General features: G+C 71.9%; 13 protein-coding genes, 1 tRNA gene and 2 pseudogenes. 5 read left to right on the top strand and 11 right to left on the bottom strand.

Annotation, left to right across the window (positions count from 1 at the left end; all coding sequences use genetic code 11):
• Positions 1-143: 143 nt before the first annotated feature.
• The 3 genes from ACWF9Z_RS00080 to ACWF9Z_RS00070 form a co-directional block, all read right to left on the bottom strand.
• The gene (locus ACWF9Z_RS00080) at positions 144-278 is read right to left on the bottom strand and encodes a hypothetical protein (protein WP_453595689.1); all 135 of its coding nucleotides are present in this window, start codon (positions 276-278) and stop codon (positions 144-146) included.
• A 409-nt stretch (positions 279-687) separates the two neighbouring features.
• Positions 688-2,100: a family 2B encapsulin nanocompartment shell protein gene (locus ACWF9Z_RS00075; protein WP_453595686.1), complete on the bottom strand. Its 1,413-nt coding sequence runs from the start codon at positions 2,098-2,100 to the stop codon at positions 688-690.
• A gap of 504 nt (positions 2,101-2,604) precedes the next feature.
• Positions 2,605-2,678 (bottom strand) — tRNA-Met (locus ACWF9Z_RS00070).
• Here ACWF9Z_RS00070 and ACWF9Z_RS00065 point away from each other — a divergent pair.
• Positions 2,642-2,947 (top strand): ATP-binding protein, encoded by a 306-nt coding sequence (locus ACWF9Z_RS00065; RefSeq protein WP_453596513.1) that lies wholly within the window; start codon positions 2,642-2,644, stop codon positions 2,945-2,947. The two genes, ACWF9Z_RS00070 and ACWF9Z_RS00065, sit on opposite strands and share 37 nt — an antisense overlap.
• 299 nt (positions 2,948-3,246) lie before the next feature.
• On the opposite strand, the gene ACWF9Z_RS00060 is transcribed toward ACWF9Z_RS00065, so the two are convergent.
• The gene (locus ACWF9Z_RS00060; protein ID WP_453595683.1) at positions 3,247-3,702 is read right to left on the bottom strand and encodes an RpiB/LacA/LacB family sugar-phosphate isomerase; all 456 of its coding nucleotides are present in this window, start codon (positions 3,700-3,702) and stop codon (positions 3,247-3,249) included.
• Between the two features lie 347 nt (positions 3,703-4,049).
• On the opposite strand from ACWF9Z_RS00060, the gene ACWF9Z_RS00055 reads away from it, so the two are divergent.
• On the top strand, positions 4,050-4,721 hold the full coding sequence (locus ACWF9Z_RS00055) for an HAD family acid phosphatase (RefSeq protein WP_453595680.1): 672 nt from the start codon (positions 4,050-4,052) through the stop codon (positions 4,719-4,721).
• Positions 4,722-4,902: 181 nt separating this feature from the next.
• Here ACWF9Z_RS00055 and ACWF9Z_RS00050 read toward each other — a convergent pair.
• The 3 genes and pseudogenes from ACWF9Z_RS00050 to ACWF9Z_RS00040 form a co-directional block, all read right to left on the bottom strand.
• Positions 4,903-5,010: pseudogene (locus ACWF9Z_RS00050) on the bottom strand (IS5/IS1182 family transposase); the annotation flags it as partial.
• Positions 5,011-5,101: 91 nt separating this feature from the next.
• The gene (locus ACWF9Z_RS00045; RefSeq protein WP_453595678.1) at positions 5,102-5,650 is read right to left on the bottom strand and encodes a GNAT family N-acetyltransferase; all 549 of its coding nucleotides are present in this window, start codon (positions 5,648-5,650) and stop codon (positions 5,102-5,104) included.
• Positions 5,651-5,779: 129 nt separating this feature from the next.
• A complete protein-coding gene (locus ACWF9Z_RS00040) occupies positions 5,780-6,175 on the bottom strand; it encodes a VOC family protein (RefSeq protein ID WP_453595675.1) in 396 nt (131 codons plus the stop codon).
• Between the two features lie 151 nt (positions 6,176-6,326).
• Between ACWF9Z_RS00040 and ACWF9Z_RS00035 the strand changes: the two genes are divergently transcribed.
• From ACWF9Z_RS00035 to ACWF9Z_RS00025, 3 genes are all read left to right on the top strand, one after another.
• Complete coding sequence (locus ACWF9Z_RS00035; protein ID WP_453595673.1) at positions 6,327-6,560, top strand: hypothetical protein; 234 nt, start codon at positions 6,327-6,329, stop codon at positions 6,558-6,560.
• 206 nt (positions 6,561-6,766) lie between these two features.
• The gene (locus tag ACWF9Z_RS00030; protein WP_453595670.1) at positions 6,767-8,062 is read left to right on the top strand and encodes a cytochrome P450; all 1,296 of its coding nucleotides are present in this window, start codon (positions 6,767-6,769) and stop codon (positions 8,060-8,062) included.
• Between the two features lie 188 nt (positions 8,063-8,250).
• Positions 8,251-9,498, top strand: coding sequence for a carboxylate-amine ligase (locus ACWF9Z_RS00025; protein WP_453595667.1), 1,248 nt, complete (start codon positions 8,251-8,253; stop codon positions 9,496-9,498).
• A gap of 50 nt (positions 9,499-9,548) precedes the next feature.
• Here ACWF9Z_RS00025 and ACWF9Z_RS00020 read toward each other — a convergent pair whose 3' ends face one another.
• The 4 genes and pseudogenes from ACWF9Z_RS00020 to ACWF9Z_RS00005 all read right to left on the bottom strand — a co-directional run.
• Entirely contained in the window at positions 9,549-13,781 is a 4,233-nt protein-coding gene (locus ACWF9Z_RS00020) for a molybdopterin-dependent oxidoreductase (RefSeq protein WP_453595664.1), read from the bottom strand.
• 442 nt (positions 13,782-14,223) lie between these two features.
• Positions 14,224-14,586, bottom strand: a complete 363-nt coding sequence (locus ACWF9Z_RS00015) for a transglycosylase family protein (RefSeq protein ID WP_453595661.1) — start codon at positions 14,584-14,586, stop codon at positions 14,224-14,226.
• Positions 14,587-14,932: 346 nt separating this feature from the next.
• Positions 14,933-16,828 (bottom strand): glycoside hydrolase family 15 protein, encoded by a 1,896-nt coding sequence (locus ACWF9Z_RS00010; protein ID WP_453595658.1) that lies wholly within the window; start codon positions 16,826-16,828, stop codon positions 14,933-14,935.
• Positions 16,829-16,904: 76 nt separating this feature from the next.
• Positions 16,905-17,037, bottom strand: a pseudogene (locus tag ACWF9Z_RS00005) (class II glutamine amidotransferase); the annotation flags it as partial.

Here is a 17,037-nt window from a genome sequence, read left to right as displayed (position 1 = left end):
TTGTCTTGTGCGTCTTGTCACAAAACACCCTCTTTGTCTTTAACACTCCTTCCCCCCTCCCCCCCCTTGCCGTCTCCTTGCCCGTTTGGGGCTCTCCCCCCCTTCCGCATGAGGTCAGACGGGGCCAGATGGGCCGGATGCGGTCAGAGTCGGTCGGCCGCGATCAGGACGTACTGGAACGAGCCGTCCTTGTAGTGCAGACCCACCGTGCCCAGGCCCTGGGGACCGCGAAGGATCCGTTCCAGGGCGGGGCTCGGCCGGCGGACCGCGGCGGCCACCTCCCCCGCCTCCCCCGCCGTCCGGGCGGCTGGGAAGCCGGACGGCGGGACGGGCGCGGGGGGCGCCGCAGGTGCGGGGGGCTGGACGGACCGGACGGGCAGGCCGGACAGGCCCCCGGAAGCAGGGACCCGGGAGGGGGCACTCGGGCTGGGACGGGGACTGGCATGCGTACGGGCGCGGGGACTGGCCTGGGGACTGGCACTGGCCCGGGTGTGCGCGCTGCCGAGGACGTGGGCCCCGAAGGCGGCCGCTGCGCCGGGCAGGCCCGACTGCAGAGGGGAAGGCCCGGGATCGGGCATCCGTAACTCCTTGGTGAGGTGGGTGGACTGCCCCGGATCCCGGGCATCCTCGGCCGGCCCGGGAGGTCCGGGCCGCCGCGGCCTTCCGGCCGGCGCGCGGGTCACCGCGCTAGTCGGTCCGGCGGGCGATCTGCACGTTCTCCAGGACCCCGAGCGCGTCGGGCACGAGGATGGCGGCGGAGTAGTAGGTGGTGACCAGGTAGGAGATGATCGACTTCTCGTCGATGCCCATGAAGCGCACCGACAGACCCGGCTCGTACTCCTCCGGCAGACCGGTCTGGCGCAGGCCGATCACGCCCTGGTTGTCCTCGCCGGTGCGCATGGCGAGGATCGAGCTGGTGTTCTCCTTGCTGATGGGGATCTTGTTGCAGGGCAGGATCGGGACCCCTCGCCAGGCCGGGACCTGCTGGCCGCCGACGTCCACGTGGTCCGGGTACAGGCCGCGGGCGTTCATCTCACGCCCGATCGCCGCGATCGTCCTGGGGTGGGCGAGGAAGAGCTTGGTGCCGCGGCGGCGGCAGAGCAGCTCGTCGAGGTCGTCGGGGGTGGGCGGGCCGGAGTGGGTCTGGAACCGCTGCTTGAAGGCGGCGTTGTGGAGCAGCCCGAACTCCCGGTTGTTGACCAGCTCGTGCTCCTGGCGCTCGCGCAGCGCCTCGATGGTGAGCCTGAGTTGCTCCTCGGTCTGGTTCATCGGCCCGTTGTAGAGGTCGGCGACCCTCGTGTGGACCCGCAGCACGGTTTGCGCGATGGAGAGTTCGTACTCCCGCGGCTTGGATTCGTAGTCGACGAAGGTGCCGGGCAGATCGGCCTCGCCGGTATGGCCGGCCGACATCGCGATCTCGGCCTCGCCGTGCCGGTTCTGCCGCTGGAGGGGAAGCGCGCTGAACTGCTGGATGTGGTCACGCAGGTGCGGCGCCGTGGACATGATGGCCGCGAACTCGGCTCGGGAGAGCGTGAGCAGGGTGCCGCTGGTCTCGGCGGTGGCGGTGTAGTCCCATGTGGCATCGCCGTCCAGCAGGGCGTTCTCGCCGAAGCGGTCTCCGTCGGCGAGTACGGCGACGGAGACGTCGCCGCCGTACTTGCCGACGGAGGTCTGGCTGATCCGGCCGTGGGCGATGAGGTGGATCCGATCGGCGGGGGTACCGCGCTCGGCCAGCACCTCGCCCGCACGGAAGTCGCGCTGGACGCACCGGGCGGAGATGGCCGCCAGCACCTCCAGGTCGTCGAAGCCGCGCAGCAGGGCCAGTTCACCGAGCTCGCGGGGGATCACCTGGACATGGGCGCCGTCCTGGACGAACTCGATGCTCCCGTCGCCGACGGTGTAGCTCAGCCGGCGGTTCACCCGGTAGGCGCCGCCCTTGGTCTCGACCCAGGGGAGCATCCGCAGCAGCCAGCGGGAGGTGATCTCCTGCATCTGCGGGGCGGATTTGGTCGTGGTGGCAAGGTTGCGGGCAGCCGAGGTACCCAGGCTGGATTGCCGAGGCGGGTCGAGCTGCGCTTCCGGGCTGGTCTCAACGCTCATCGGTCGGGCTCTCCTTCGTTGGGGCGGCGATCGGCGTATGTGCGCATCACGGGCAGGAGGAATCAAAGAGGTCTAATACGCGGCCCATCCGTCCAGATCCGGGGGAACCGTAACGGCCGCCCGAGCCGGCCGGATGCGCAGAAACGTCGACCTTGCTTCGATCCAGTGGTCTTGTCCCGCATCGGGTTTGCCTGGTCGAACAGCGATGTTCGGCCTGGTCGAACCCTGTTCTGCGCCGTACCGGGTGGCTGGCGCCCATGACGGCGGGGCCGCGAAGCGCGGGCGGTCGGGCACGGGGGCGGGGGCACGCCGCGCAGGCAGTCCCGCACGGGGCGGGGCGCGCCGATCCCGGCGGGGCCGTGCCGTGGAGCGGCGGGGCCGACGCCGTGGAGCGGCGAGGTCAGCGCCGTGGAGCGGCGAGGTCATCCCCTCGGTCGCCGAAGGGCCCCGGAAAACGGTCCGGCCCCCTCCGCGCTTGCGCGCCGAGGGGGCCGGACCTTCTTGTAGCGGGGACAGGATTTGAACCTGCGACCTCTGGGTTATGAGCCCAGCGAGCTACCGAGCTGCTCCACCCCGCGTCGGTAAACCTCACCTTACGGGATCCCGGGCCCCTCTCGCGCCACCCCCACCCCGACGTGCCCGCCGTCGTAAGAAATGCCAGTCCGCCCGCCCGCCGGGACAACGGGAGCCCCTGGGCCGGCCGCGACAGACGTTCGGCGACGAGGTCCTGGCCACCGCCGTCCTCGGCCGGCTCCCCCACCACTGCGACGTGATCTCCGTCAACGGATCCTGCTACCGCCTCAAGAACCGCCCCAAGGCCATCGAGCGAGACACAGGCGTCGCCTGAACGACCCCGAAGTCGTTACCGCACGGCCACGATCCCAGCCACCGAACGGGGACACCTCGGGGGTCAGCTTTCGCGAAGCACTGACAGCGGGATCCGCGCGGTCAGCCCGCAGCCCGCGGACCAAGTCGGTCACCACCTGCGGCGAGGCCGCGCGGGAGGCCGCCCGCCGGGTCTCGATGCCGAAATGCGCGCCTCCAGGCCTGCCCTGGTTTGCGGGGCCGCTCCGCACCTGGCGGCCACCATGTCTGGGCCCGCCGCTTGGCCGGCAGGACCGGACACCCGCGCGTGACTGTCTTCGTTCAGGGTGTGGTTCTGGTGTTGTCGAGCCGTTCGATGTGCGCAACGTTTTCCTGGTCCTCAGGGTCCGTGCTTGCCGCGGCGGTGAACCAGGCGTCGAGGATCTCTTTGAGGAGCGGTTCCGAGGTCAGGCGCAGGCTGAGGGCGAGTACGTTGGCGTCGTTCCAGCGGCGCGCGCCGTCCGCGGTAGAGGCGTCCGTGCACAGGGCGGCGCGTACGCCGGGCACCTTGTTCGCGGCGATCGACGCGCCCGTACCGGTCCAGCAGCACACGACTGCCTGGTCGGCGTTTCCAGCGGCGACCTCGCGGGCCGCCGCTTCCGAGCAGGCCGCCCATTGCGGATCGTCGCCGGGCTTCAGTGCCCCGTATGTCACCACATCGTGTCCGCGGTCGCGCAGTTCCCCGAGGAGGGCGCGAGCCACGGGTTCGTCCATGTCCGAGGAGACGCAGATCCGCATGCCCCGAGACTAACCGGCCGGAGGGCGGACGATCATCGCGAAGAGCTCAGGATTGCCTGGCGCTCCCGCGGTTGAACGCGTGCAGCCGTCCGGGTGCCCTGGCCGCCCCGCCCCATCCAGCCGCAGGCCGGCACCTGGGGCGCATCGGCACCGAAAGACGGCACCACGCTCACATCGCCACGTTGAGCGCCTTTTCGCGGGGCTGCAGGGGGCGGACTTTGCTCGCTTCACCTTGCTTCACCGGACGGCCACGAAAAGTTTCCTACCGGCCAGTAGACATGAGGGCGGATCTGACTAACTCTGGTCGCGTACATGCCAGTTGCGACATGACGCAGGAGCGCCCCCACATGCCCAACACCCGCCGCACCCGCACGACCCGCGCCGCCGCCGGTGTCGCCGTCGCGTCCGCAGCCCTGACCCTGCTGCCCGCCACCGCCGCAGAGGCGGCGCCGGTCCAGGCCGCCGCCGTCACCATGCAGGTGTCTTCCTCCGCGCCCGGCGGCAACGCAGCGATCCTCGGCATCGACTACGCCACCTGGCAGCGGGACGTCGCCACCGTGATCGACGCGGTCCGCCCGACCATCGAACAGCGCATCGCCACTTCGCCGGCCGGCGAGAAGCCCGCGATCGTGCTCGACATCGACAACAGCTCGCTGGAGACGGACTTCCACTGGTTCTGGACCCTCCCGACCCCCGCGATCTCCAAGGTCCGCGAGCTGACCCGGTACGCCAACGAACGCGGAGTGGCGATCTTCTTCGTCACCGCCCGCCCCGGGATTGTCTACTCCTTGACCGAGCGGAACCTCAAGTCCGTCGGCTACCCCGTATCGGGTCTGTACGTGCGCGACCTGCCCGCCCTGTTCAGCGAGGTGAGCGCGTACAAGACCGCCAAGCGCACCGAGATCGAGGGCCGCGGCTACACGATCATCGCGAACATCGGGAACAACGCGAGCGACCTGGTCGGCGGCCACGCCGAACTCACCGTCAAGCTGCCGGACTACGACGGCAAGCTGTCCTGACCTCAAGAGCGGAGCCGGCTCGCGACCGCTCGTGCGGAGTGGTGAAGGACCTTTCAGGTCCTCATGCCGGTGAAGACGCGCTCGACCCGGGCGTGGACCTGCTGGTCAGGATGTGCTGCGTTCCTGCTTCCGGGCAGATGGGAGCGGATCGCCCGGGACGAGTCCGGCTCTCCCGCCGGGGCCCCTTGTGACGGGCCCCGGCGGCGTGCTGGTGGGCACGGACGATCGTGGAGTCGACCGCGACGACCCAGTCGAGGCCGCCTTCGGCATCGGCCTGCGCGAGCAGGGCGATGCCGACTTTCTCCCAAGTGCCGTCGGCGGCCCACTTCCGAAGCCGGTTGTGGGCGCCCTTCCACGACCCGATGATCTGTTGAAACTCCCTAGATCTTGGGAAGGGAAGGGTCCGGCGTCCAGGAGGACGGGGCGCTGATGGACCAGCGTTCGTGGTCGCGCCAGGCGCCGTCGATGTAGAGGTACGCGGGCGACAGCCCCTCGTAGCGAAAGCCCAGGCGCTGGACCAGGGCCAGGGACGCCGTGTTCCCCGGCTGGATGTTCGCCTCCAGCCGGTGGAGCCGCAGGTCGTCGAAGCCGTGCCGCAGGGCGGCGCCGACCCCTTCGGCCATGTACCCCCGCCCGGCGGACGGGGCGAAGGCCGCGTAGCCGAGGGACGCGCCCTGGTAGCGACCCCGGATGATCGAGTTGATGTTGACCATGCCGGCGGCCGCACCGGTCTCCCGCACCCGGACCACGAAGCCGCGGTTGGTGCCGTCCGCGAAGCGGTGCATCCAGCCGCGGAACTCCTCAGCGGTCGCGGGCAGCTGCATCCACGGCCCGTGGAGCTCGGAGCTGGCCCTCACCAGCGAGCAGAACTCGTCCTGGTCGGCGAGGGTGAGCGGGCACAGCTCGACCCGTGACGGCATGGGAGACATGGCCCCCATGCTAGGACCACGCCGCCGCGCCTGAACAGAAGATCACCTGGCGAGGCCTTCTCGGCAACCGGACCGTTGCGGTGGGTGACGAGGGGCGGGTGCCCGCTCCCGGCCCGCGGGAGAGACGGCCTAGTTCTGCGGTGCCAGGGTGCGCAGGACGTCGAACTCGTTGCCCTCGGGGTCGACCATGACCACCCAGTTCCGGTCCGGGCCCTGGCCCACGTCCGTCCTGGTGGCGCCGAGGCCGAGCAATCTGGTCACCTCGTCCTCCGTGCTGCCGTCGATCGGGCTGACGTCGAGGTGAAGCCGGTTCTTCACGGTCTTGCCCTCGGGCACCCGGATGAACACCAGGGTGGGCGACATCTGGCGGGCCCGGACCTCCTCGACGGTCGGCACCCAGGAGCCGATCTCGACCTTGCCCTCGCTCCGGTCGATCACCTTGAAGTCCAGGACCTCGCACCAGAACGCCGCGAGCCTCTCCGGATCGTGGCAGTCAACGGTCAATTCAGTGAACCTACTTGTCATAACTCTCCCCGATAGCACTGATGACGGGGCTCAGGGTATGGCGCCCGTCCGAGAGGCAGGAGACGGCCGGTGCCGCGGCGTCGGGGTTTTCACGGCCCGGAGCCGGGCAGCCGCTCAGGAGGACCGGAACACGGCAGCGAGGAGGACGGCCATGGACGAGCAGGGCGGCGCAGGAGGAGTACCGCTGCACGACGACGAACAGGAACAGACCCGGCACCGCAAGCCGCACGCCGGCCGCCGAGGCGGCGACAGGAAGACGGCCGCCGCCGACACGGACGAGGCGAGCCGTCTCGACCGCCCCGAGCAGCCCGGGAAGCCCGGGAAGCGACAGGGTGAGGGGACGCGCGGCTGGGTGAGCCCGCGGGACGACGAGAAGGCCGGCTGACCGTCCACACGTTCCTGACGTTCCTGCCGGGTGGATCCAGCCATCGCTCGGGGCCGCGCCATCCGGCTTCGAACAGTTCGCGGGCCGGGGCGGGGCGGGGCGGGGGGCGACCGTGATGCCGGCCAGGTTCGGGCTGTAGCCCCCGGAACACCCTCGCGATCGGAGCCTGCCCGATTGCTGCCCATTTGACCGGGTATGTGCAGATCATGAGCGCTGTGATGACCGACGCCACCTTGTCCCTGATGCTGCACGGCTACGCGTGGGCTCCGGACCTCCGCCGGGCCCACGACGGTGCGAACCTGGTCCGGACCCGGCTGCTGGGGCATCCCGCCGCGCTCCTGCACGGCCCCGAGGCCGTGGCCTTCTTCTACGACGAGGGCCACGTGCAGCGCCACGGGGCCCTGCCCGCTCCGGTGCTCGACACCCTCTTCGGGCAGGGCGCGGTGCACACCCTGGACGGGCCGGCCCACCGCGCGCGCAAGGAGCTGTTCACCTCACTGCTCATGACGCCTGACCGTGTCCACGCCCTGACCGAGGGCGTCGAGAGCGGCTGGCGCGATGCCGTGGCAGGGTGGGAAGGGCGCGGGGTGGTGCTCTTCGACGAGGTCGCCGCCGTGCTCGCCCGCGCGGTCTGCGACTGGGTGGGACTGCCGGTCCCCGAAGACGCGGCCCGGGAGATCGCCGAGGACTGCGTCGCCATGGTGGACGGCTTCGCCACCGCCGGGCCCCGCCACGTACGGGCCCATCGCGCCCGGCGGCGCCAGGAGCGGGCCCTGGCGGCCTCCGTCACCGACCTGCGGCTGCGCGCACACGGACCGCATCCGGACGGCATCTTCTCCGCTTCCCGGCACGCCGCGGCGGCCGGGAGCCCGCTGGAGGCGGTCGCCCTGCACCGCGAGCCGGACGGCACGCTCCTCGATCCGCACACCGCGGCCGTCGAGCTCCTCAACATCATCCGGCCGACGGTCGCGATCGCCTGGTTCGTCGTCTTCGCCGCCCACGCGCTCCACCGCCATCCCGGCCGGCACGAGCAGCTGCGTACCGGCGGCCCGGCCCACGCCCGCACGTTCGCCCACGAGGTCCGGCGGTTCTACCCGTTCGTCCCCTTCGTCGGAGGGCATGCCGCCCGCGACCTCGCCTTCGGCGGGGAGGAGCTCCCGGCCGGGACCCTCCTCCTCCTCGACGTGTACGGACACCACCACGACCCGGAGCTGTGGGACCGGCCGTACCACTTCGACCCCGGGCGCTTCGCCGGCCGCGAACCGGATCCCGACGAGCTGATCCCCCAGGGCGGGGGCGACGCGCGCACCGGCCACCGCTGCCCCGGCGAGGACCTCACGATCTCCGTACTCGCCGCACTCGGCCCCGCCCTCGCGGATCTGGACTTCGTCGTACCGCAGCAGGACCTGTCCATCCCCCTCACCCGGATCCCGACCCGCCCCCGCAGCGGTTTCGCCCTCGAACCCGCCCACCAGCAACGGGATCACCTCGCCCGGCGGTAGCCCGTACACCCCCGCGCCGTGCCGGCCACGGCGACGCACGGCGTCCGAGACCGCCGGGGTGCTCCCGGACACCCGCCCACCCGCCGTACGACGCGCGCCAGGACCGGTTCCGCACCGACCCGCCTCCCGCCCACCCTCAGCCATCAGCCATCAGCCACACGGCAGAAGTGCCCGCGAAGGGACCGCACATGTCGACACCACGGTCCACGTCCGCAGCCACCCGCGGCGCGCCCGGCCCGTCGGTCCGTGGCGCCGGCGCATCCGCACGGCCCGGCCGCGCCCCGCTCACGATGGGTGTCGAGGAGGAGTTCCTCCTCGTCGACCGCCTCAGCCGCGCACCGGCGGCCCGCGCGCCCCAGGTCATCGCGGCGATGAGCCGAGTGCTCGGTCCGCAGGTCCAGCCCGAGTTCTTCACCGCCCAGGTCGAGGTCTGCACCCGTCCCACTTCGGACAGCGCCCAACTCCGCGCCGAACTCGCCTGGTTGCGGGACACCGTGCACCGCGCCGCCTCCGTGGAGGGCTGCATGCCGGTGGCTTCGGGGACGCCCGTGATCCCGCCCGGGGAGCCGCTGGAGGTGACCCCCGACCCGCGCTACCTGCACATGGCCGACCGGTACGGACCCGCCCTCGGCGACCTCCGCCAGGTGGTGTGCGGCTGCCACGTCCACGTCGGCGTGCCCGACCGGGCCCGGGCACTGGACCTGGGCAACCGCATGCGCCCCTGGCTGCCCGTGCTGCAGGCCCTCGCGGCCAATTCCCCCTTCGACCGCGGGAAGGACTCCGGGTACGCGAGCTGGCGGTCGGTCGAGCACGCCCGGTGGCCCGGTGTCGGGCCCGCCCCGGTCCTGGACGAGGCCCGGTACGAGCGCACCGTCGAGGCCCTCGTGCGCACCGGCCGCCTCCTAGACCGGCGGATGGTCTATTGGTACGCCCGGCCCTCCGAGCACGTGCCCACCCTCGAGATACGCGTCGCCGACGTCAACGCCGACCTCGACGTCGTGGTGCTGCTGGCGGCTCTCGTACGGGGCCTCGCCGCGGCCCTGGCCGCGGACGCCGAGGCCGGTGTGCCCTCGCCGCCGGTCGGATCCAGGGCGCTGCGGACCGCGCACCACCTCGCGGCCCTCAACGGGCTGGAGGGCGAGGGCCTCGATCTGGACACCGGCCGGCGGGTACCCGTCTGGGACCTGGTCGGCGCCCTTCTGGAGCGGGCCGCACCGGGGCTGGAGGCGGCCGGAGACCTGTCCATGGCCGCCACGGTCCTCGGCCGGCTCCGCGTCCAGGGCGGCGGCGCCGAACGCCAGCGCGCGGCGCACCGCCGCCTGGGCAGCCTGCACGGCGTCGTCGACACCCTGGCCGCGAGCACTGCGAGCACTGCGAGCACCGCGAGCACCATGAGTACCGCGGGCACCATGAGTACTCTGCCCACCCTGCCCTGACCAGGTGAACCGGTGCCCGGGCGGGCACACCGCCGGGCGCCCCGAGCCGCTCAGTAGACGTCGCGGACGTACCGCTTGTCGGCGGCGAGCTGTTTGACGTACAGGACCGCCGCGTCCTCGTCGAGGCCGCCGTGGGTGACGGCGATCTCGCGCAGGGCCCGGTCGACGTCCTCGGCCATCCGCGCGGCGTCGCCGCAGACGTAGAAGTGGGCGCCGTCCTGGAGCCAGGACCAGAGCTGGGGGCCGCGTTCGCGCATCCGGTCCTGTACGTAGACCTTGGCGCGCTGGTCGCGCGAGAAGGCCGTGTCGAGCCGGGCGAGGGTGCCGTCGGCGAGGAAGGCGGTGAGTTCGTCCTCGTAGTAGAAGTCCGTGGCGCGGTGCTGTTCGCCGAAGAAGAGCCAGTTGGGGCCATGGTGTCCGCGGGCTCGGCGTTCCTCGAGGAAGCCGATGAAGGGCGCCACGCCCGTCCCCGGGCCGACCATCACCATGGGTGTCCCGGGGTCCGCCGGGGGCCGGAAGCGGGGAGAGCGCTGGACGAGGAGCGGGACCGCGGCGTGGGGCGGGCAATCGGCGAGGAACGCCGAGCACACGCCCTTGCGGGGGCGGCCGCGGACGCTCTCGTACCGGACGACGGAGACCGTCAGCGACACCTGACGGGGGTCGGTGAGCGGGCTGGAGGATATGGAGTACAGGCGGGGCTGGAGCCGCTTGAGGACGGTCGCCCACTCCTGGGCCGTGGCGCGGACCGGATGCTCGGCGAGGACGTCGACGGCCTGGCGGCCCCATGACCACCGGGCGAGCTCGCCCTTGTTATCGGAGCGCAGCAGCTTCTTCAGTTCGCGGTCGCCGGTGCGTTCACAGACGAAGCCCAGCAACACGGGGGTGAGCTTGGTGATGTCGAGGTGGTGGTGCAGGGCGTCGGCCAGGGAGGCCGCGCCGAGGCCGGCGACCTCGACGGTCGCGGCGGGGTCGACACCGGTGACGGCCAGCCATTCGGACACGAGACCGGGGCAGTTGACGGGGTGGACTCCCAGGGCGTCGCCGGCCTCGTAGCCGAGCGAGGTCCCGCTGTCCCGGGTGTCGAAGGTGAACCGGCGGACCTCCTTGCCCGCCCCGGGCCGGCTGAGCAGTCGGTTGCCCGTCAGCAGCCCGTGGGCCGGAGCGGGCTTCGGGGCGCGGACGGGAGCGGCGGCCAGGACGGTCGGGGCGGCGGCCGTGGGCCAGGCCGGGGCCGCTCCTCTCGCCCCCGTCGCCGCCGCTCCGGCGACGGGGGCGAGAGGAGCGAGATGGGTGAGGACCTGCTCCAGCCAGGCTTCGGCGGAGGGCTCGTAGTCCGGTTCGCAGTCCGTGCGGGGCGCCAGACGTACGGCCCCCAGCTCGTCCAGGCGCTGGTCCAGGCGGCGTCCGTGGCCGCAGAAATCGCCGTACGAGGAGTCGCCGAAGGCGAGGACGGCATAGCGGCGGCCGTCCAGGCGCGGAGGATCGGCGGCCGTGAGGGCGGCCCAGAAATCGGAGCCGTTGTCGGGAGCGTCGCCGTCGCCGAACGTGCTGGTGACCAGCAGCAGATCGGCTGCCGGGGGAAGGGACGCGGGGTCGGCCTCGTCCATGCCGACGAGCGCGGCCCGATGTCCCGCCGCGGCGAGCCGCTCGGTGGCCGCCGCGGCGAATTCCTCGGCGTTGCCCGTCTGCGAGGCCCACAGGACGAGGACCTCGCGGCCCGGGGAAGCGGCTTCGGCCGCTGCGCCCGCCGTGACGTCCTCCGCTGTCCGCGGGGCCCGGGAGTACAGGCCGGCGAGCACCCCGTTGACCCAGCGCGCGTGCTCCTCGCTGAACGGCGCGCCGGGCGGCAGCACGGGAACGCCGGGCGCGCCCGCTTCCAGTCCGGCGAGGAATCCGACCAGGTACTGGCGTTCGTGCTCGGCGAGCACGGGCGGGGGCGCGCTCACCAGCCCGAAGGCGGCCGTCGCCGCGGGCCGGACGGTGGTGGGCCCGGCCGGCGACGGCACGACCGCCCCCACCGGCTCCCCCACCGGCTCCCTGACCGGCTCCCTGACGGGCTCCACGGCCGGCTCCACGGCCGGCCGCACGGCGGGAGCGGCCCCCGCCGGGCCCGGCCCCACGGTCACCGGCGTGGCGACCTTCGCCAGCGTCACCGCGCACAGCTTGTACTCGGGCTGGAAGGAGATCGGGTCGACGGCGTCGCTGGTCACCGCGTTGATGCTCAGGTACTCACCGAACAGGTCGTTCCAGTGGAACGGCGCGAAGCAGCATCCGGGCCGCACCCGGTCGGTGAGGACGGCGGGCAGCACGGCGCGGCCGCGCCGGGAGGCGACTTCCACCGAGTCGCCTTCCGCCACTCCCAGGCGCTCCGCGTCCCGCGGATGGACCTCGACGAAGGGGGACGGGTTGAGCTTGTTGAGCCGGGGGACCTTCCCGGTCTTGGTGAGGGTGTGCCACTGGTGCTGGAGGCGCCCGGTGTTGAGGGCGAACGGATAGTCGTCGTCCGGCATTTCGGCGGCGGGTATGTGCGGGCGGGCGAAGAAGACGGCTCGTCCGCTCGCGGTGGGGAAGACGGGGCCACCGTCCTCGGACAGGTAGCGGATCGGATTGCGGTCCGGTCCGTCGGCGGTCGCCGCCGGCCACTGGACGGGCGTTCCTCGCAGCCGTTCGTAGGTCACACCGCGCACGTCGTAGCCGGTCCTGGGGTTCGCGGCACGCTTGATCTCCTCGAAGACCTCTTCCGCGTCCGCGTACGAGAAGGCGTGGGCGTAGCCCATCGCACAGGCGACGCGGGCGATGATCCGCCAGTCCGCGAGCGCCTCCCCGGGCGGGTCCACCGCGGGCCGGGAGAGGGTGAGGTTGCGTTCGCTGTTGACCAGTACGCCCTCGGTCTCGGTCCACAGGGCGCCGGGAAGCACGACATCGGCGTAGGCGTTGGTCTCGGTGTCGGCGAACACGTCCTGGGTGATGACGAGTTCGGCCGTTTCCAGGCCCTCGATGACGGTCTTGCGGTTGGCGACCGAGGCGACGGGGTTGGTGCAGATGATCCAGCACGCCTTGATCTCGCCGTCCGCCATGCGCCGGAACATCTCGACGGTGCCCCGGCCGGATCCTTCCTCGCGCAGGGTCCCGGGCTCCACTCCCCACAGGTCCTCGACGAAGGCACGGTCCTCGTCCACGAAGACCGACCGCTGTCCGGGCAGGCCGGGCCCCATGTATCCCATCTCCCGGCCTCCCATGGCGTTGGGCTGGCCGGTGAGGGAGAACGGGCCGCTGCCCGGGCGGCAGATCGCGCCGGTGGCGAGGTGGAGGTTGATCAGGGCGTTGGTGTTCCAGGTTCCGTGGGTGGACTGGTTGAGCCCCATGGTCCAGCAGCTCGTCCACTCCCCCGCCGCGCCGATCCACTGCGCCGCCCGCCGGATGTCCGCTTCCGGGATGCCGGTGATCTCGGCGACGGTCGCGGGCGGGTAGTCCGCGAGGAACTCCGGCATCGCCGCCCATCCCTCGGTGCGCTCCGCGATGAAGGCGGCGTCCGTGTGGCCGTTCGCCGCCAGCAGGTGCAGCAGGCCGTTGAGCAGGGCCAGGTCGGTGCCCGGCCTGATCTGCAGGAAGAGGTCGGCCTTGTCGGCGGTGGCGGTGCGTCGGGGGTCGACGACAATCAGCCTGGCCCCCGCCTTCACCCGCTCCATGAGCCGCAGGAACAGGACGGGGTGGCAGTCGGCCATGTTGGAACCGATGACGAAGAAGACGTCCGCCTTCTCGAAGTCCTGGTACGAACCGGGCGGGCCGTCGGCTCCGAGGGAGAGCTTGTAGCCGCTGCCCGCGCTGGCCATGCACAGCCGGGAGTTGGATTCGATCTGGTTGGTGCCGATGAAGCCCTTGGCGAGCTTGTTGGCCAGGTACTGGGCTTCCAGGCTCATCTGCCCGGAGACGTAGAACGCGACGGCGTCGGGCCCGTGCTTGTCGATGACGGCCCGCAGCCGCAGGGCCGTGCCGGAGATCGCCTCGTCCACACCGAGGGGCACCGGCTCGGCACCGCGCTCGGGACGGGTCAGCGCGGTGGTCAGCCGTCCCGGTGCGGCGAGCATGTCGGCCGTCGTCGCGCCCTTCGTGCACAGCCGTCCGGCGTTGGCGGGGTGCGCCGTGTCGCCCGTGGCCTTGAGGACCTTGCGCCGCCCGTCGGGTCCGGACCCGACGTCGAGCAGGATGCCGCAGCCCACACCGCAGTACGAGCAGACCGTACGCACCTGGGAGACGGCCGCCGTCGGGTCCTGTGGGGGCACTGGATGACCTCTCTGCCGATCGACACCATCGAGCGAGCCTGTCGGTCGACGTATGCCCCGAGAGTACGAACCACCCATTACACCGATGTGACCTCGGCCGATCATCCCGGGTAACGCCCGCCACACACCCGTCGGAGCGGCACTGTGAGAAGACGGCTCCCCGCCACCCTGATCGATCTCGTTCGGACGGCAGGCCGGGGCACGTCGACGTGGAGTTTTCCGTCCCCGTCGAGTGATCCCCGGACCGTCCCGGCAGGCCGTGAGGGCGCACCTGCCGCGCCCGTCCGCGGCCGGGCGGGCGCCGGCCCGGGTCGCGCGACCTGCCGGTTCGGGAGGTGCGCGCGGCCCGCGCCGCCCCATCCCCGGCGCCACGCGATCGGCTTGGGGAAGTCCATCGGCTCAGAGTCGAGTTGAGGGCCCCCGCGATCGGGCGGCGCGCGACTCAGCGGCGGCGTGCGCAGGTCCAGGCGCCCATGCCCTGGATCTTCGCGAGTCTCCGCGCCGTCACGATCTGCTCCGCCTTCGTGGCCAGGTCGGCGCGTGGCGCGAATCTCCGGCCCCCCGCCGCCTTCCAGCTCGACTGGGTGAACTGCAATCCCCCGTAGTGGCCGTTGCCCGTGTTCGCCCGCCAATTGCCGCCGGACTCACACCGGGCGATGGCGTCCCAGTCGGGGGTATGTTTCGAGTGGACCACAGCGGCACGGGCTCCGGTCGTGTCCAGCAGGCACACCGTCAACGCAACGACGGTGACCAGCAGTTGACCGATGGCGCTACTGCCCCGCCCGTTCCTTCGGTGACGCGACATCACTCCTCCTTCGCTGTTGGGGCCGGACCTGCCGCGAACAGCGGGCGGGCCCGCGTTCGGCCCTCTCGAGGCCGTGGCCACAGCACAGCACGGACCGACGTGCCTCCAGCGGCACTTGCGGTCGACAAAGGGGTGACACCACCCGAACGGACGCTCTACGGAGGCTCCGCGAAGGCTCTACGGACGTTCCACGGCCCCTTCCGGGGCCCGCCGGTCGGCGGCCCGGCCCACTCCGGCACATCGAGCGGGCCGGGCCGTCTCCGCGCCGTGGTTCATCGCCCGCGCGCGACCCGGGCGGCCGGCCCGCGGGCGGACCGGCCACGTCGGGCCCGCACAGCCGGACGGATCACATTCCTGCGCCCCGGCCCCTCTCCCCGCCCCTCTTCTCTTCACGGTCGAGCTCGGCGTCGAGTGCGAGGGCCGCGGCGATGAGGGAGAGGTGGGTGAAGGCCTGGGGGAAGTTGCCGAGCTGTTCGCCCGTGGGGCCGATCTCCTCGGCGAACAGGCCGACGTGGTTGGCGTAGGTCAGCATCTTGTCGAAGGCGTAACGGGCCCGTTCGAGCCGGCCCGCCCGCGCGAGCGCGTACACGTAGAGGAAGCTGCAGAGGGAGAACGTGCCTTCGCTGCCCTGAAGACCGTCGGGAGAGGCCGCCGGGTCGTAGCGGTAGACGAGGCTGTCGGAGACGAGTTCGGTGTCCATGGCGTCGAGGGTGGACAGCCAGCGCGGGTCCTTGGGGGAGATGAAGCCGACGAGCGGCATCATCAGCAGGGACGCGTCCAGCACCTCACTGCCGTAATGCTGGACGAACGCCTGCCGTTGCGTGCTCCACCCGCGGGTCATGATCTGTTCCATGATCGCGTCGCGTGAGGCGGTCCAGCGGGTCAGGTCGGCCGGGCGCGCGGTGGCCACCGCCTGACGGATGCCTCGGTCGAAGGCGACCCAGCACATGAGGCGGCTGTAGGTGAAGTCCTTCTGGCCGCCGCGGGTCTCCCAGATGCCCTCGTCGGGGCGGTCCCAGTGGTCACACAGCCAGTCGAGCAGGCCGGCGGAGCTCATCCACGCGTCGTAGCCGACGATGTCGTTGGTCTGGCCGGCTTGGGCGAGGCCGTAGACGGCCTCCCCGTAGATGTCCAACTGCAGTTGATCGGCCGCCCCGTTGCCCGCACGCACCGGAGCCGAGCCACGCCAGCCCTCCAGGTGGTCGAGGACCTCTTCGGTCAGGTGCGGGTCGCCGTCGACGCGGTACATGATCTGCAGGGGTTCACCGTTGGGGGCGCCACCGGCCTGCAGCCGTTGCTGCAACCAGCTGCGGAATCCGTCGGCCTCGTCCGTGAAACCCAATTCGCGCATGGCCCGTACCGACAGGGAGGCGTCGCGGATCCAGGTGTAGCGGTAGTCCCAGTTGCGCTCCCCGCCCTCCTGCTCGGGCAGGCCCATGGTGGCCGCCGCGATCGGCCCGCCGCTGGGCGCGTACGTGAGGAGCTTGAGGGTGATGGCCGAGCGGTTGACCATCTGCTGCCAGCGGCCGCGGTAACGGCAACGGCCGGTCCAGCCGTGCCAGAAGCGGTGCGCATCCACGAACTGCCGCACCTCGTCACCGGGGTTGAGGGGCGGCGGCGCCTCGCTCCCCACGTCGCGGACCGTCAGCAGGACCGCCGTGTGCTCGCCCGCGTCCAGGGTGAAGGCCGCGCGCACGTCCAGCCCGTCGGGCTCCAACGCGACGGCGTCCATGGCTTGCAGGTCCGCGGTCACGCCGGGTCCCTCGAAGCGCGCGGTGGAGCCGTCCAGGACCAGCTCGTGCGGGGCGCCCCGCCCGTAGTCGAAGCGCGGACGGCACTCGAGGGCGAAGCACACCGTGCCGCGCACCACGCGGATGTACCGCAGCACCTGGTGCCGGTCGGTGGCCGTGGGCTCCTCGGGGACGGGCATGAAGTCGACGACCTCGCCGACGCCGTCGGGAGTGAGGAAACGGGTGATGAGGATGGCGGTGTCGGCGAGGTAGAGCTGGCGGGTGAGCACCCCGCCCCCGCTCGCCGGACCCTCACCGTCGACGCCGGCGGCCCCGTCCGCGGTGATGGCGAAGTACCCGCCACGGTCGTGGTCGAGCAGGCTCGCGAAGACGCTGGGCGAGTCGAAGCGCGGCGAGCAGAACCAGTCGAGCACCCCCTCGGAGCTGACCAGCGCACAGGTCTGCAAGTCTCCGATCAGCCCGTGCTCGGCGATGGGCGGGTAGGGATTCATCGGCCCTCCACAGCGTTGTCGGCGGGACACGGCTCGGCTACCCGGCCTGCGCGGTGGTCCGTGGGCGCCGGGCGCGTCATGCCGCCGCCGGTTCCGGCCTGAAGGGGTAGATCGCGTCCGCCCCGGGCTGTACGACGCCGTAGGTGCTTTCCGGTACCTCGTTCCAGGCCCCGGGCAGGTCGCCGAGGGGCTCGGAGACGACGAGGCGG

This window comes from Streptomyces sp. NPDC054961, from assembly GCF_053609145.1.
The sequence above is the reverse complement of the archived record's forward strand: the minus strand, read 5'-3'. Positions and strand labels throughout refer to the sequence as shown.

What these genes read in the sequence shown, in the direction of transcription:
- ACWF9Z_RS00075 (WP_453595686.1), bottom strand. Translation starts at nt 2,100, where the DNA reads ATGAGCGTTGAGACCAGCCCGGAAGCGCAGCTCGACCCGCCTCGGCAA.
- ACWF9Z_RS00065 (WP_453596513.1), top strand. Translation starts at nt 2,642, where the DNA reads ATGAGCCCAGCGAGCTACCGAGCTGCTCCACCCCGCGTCGGTAAACCT.
- ACWF9Z_RS00060 (WP_453595683.1), bottom strand. Translation starts at nt 3,702, where the DNA reads ATGCGGATCTGCGTCTCCTCGGACATGGACGAACCCGTGGCTCGCGCC.
- ACWF9Z_RS00055 (WP_453595680.1), top strand. Translation starts at nt 4,050, where the DNA reads ATGCCCAACACCCGCCGCACCCGCACGACCCGCGCCGCCGCCGGTGTC.
- ACWF9Z_RS00045 (WP_453595678.1), bottom strand. Translation starts at nt 5,650, where the DNA reads ATGTCTCCCATGCCGTCACGGGTCGAGCTGTGCCCGCTCACCCTCGCC.
- ACWF9Z_RS00040 (WP_453595675.1), bottom strand. Translation starts at nt 6,175, where the DNA reads ATGACAAGTAGGTTCACTGAATTGACCGTTGACTGCCACGATCCGGAG.
- ACWF9Z_RS00035 (WP_453595673.1), top strand. Translation starts at nt 6,327, where the DNA reads ATGGACGAGCAGGGCGGCGCAGGAGGAGTACCGCTGCACGACGACGAA.
- ACWF9Z_RS00030 (WP_453595670.1), top strand. Translation starts at nt 6,767, where the DNA reads ATGAGCGCTGTGATGACCGACGCCACCTTGTCCCTGATGCTGCACGGC.
- ACWF9Z_RS00025 (WP_453595667.1), top strand. Translation starts at nt 8,251, where the DNA reads ATGTCGACACCACGGTCCACGTCCGCAGCCACCCGCGGCGCGCCCGGC.
- ACWF9Z_RS00015 (WP_453595661.1), bottom strand. Translation starts at nt 14,586, where the DNA reads ATGTCGCGTCACCGAAGGAACGGGCGGGGCAGTAGCGCCATCGGTCAA.
- ACWF9Z_RS00010 (WP_453595658.1), bottom strand. Translation starts at nt 16,828, where the DNA reads ATGAATCCCTACCCGCCCATCGCCGAGCACGGGCTGATCGGAGACTTG.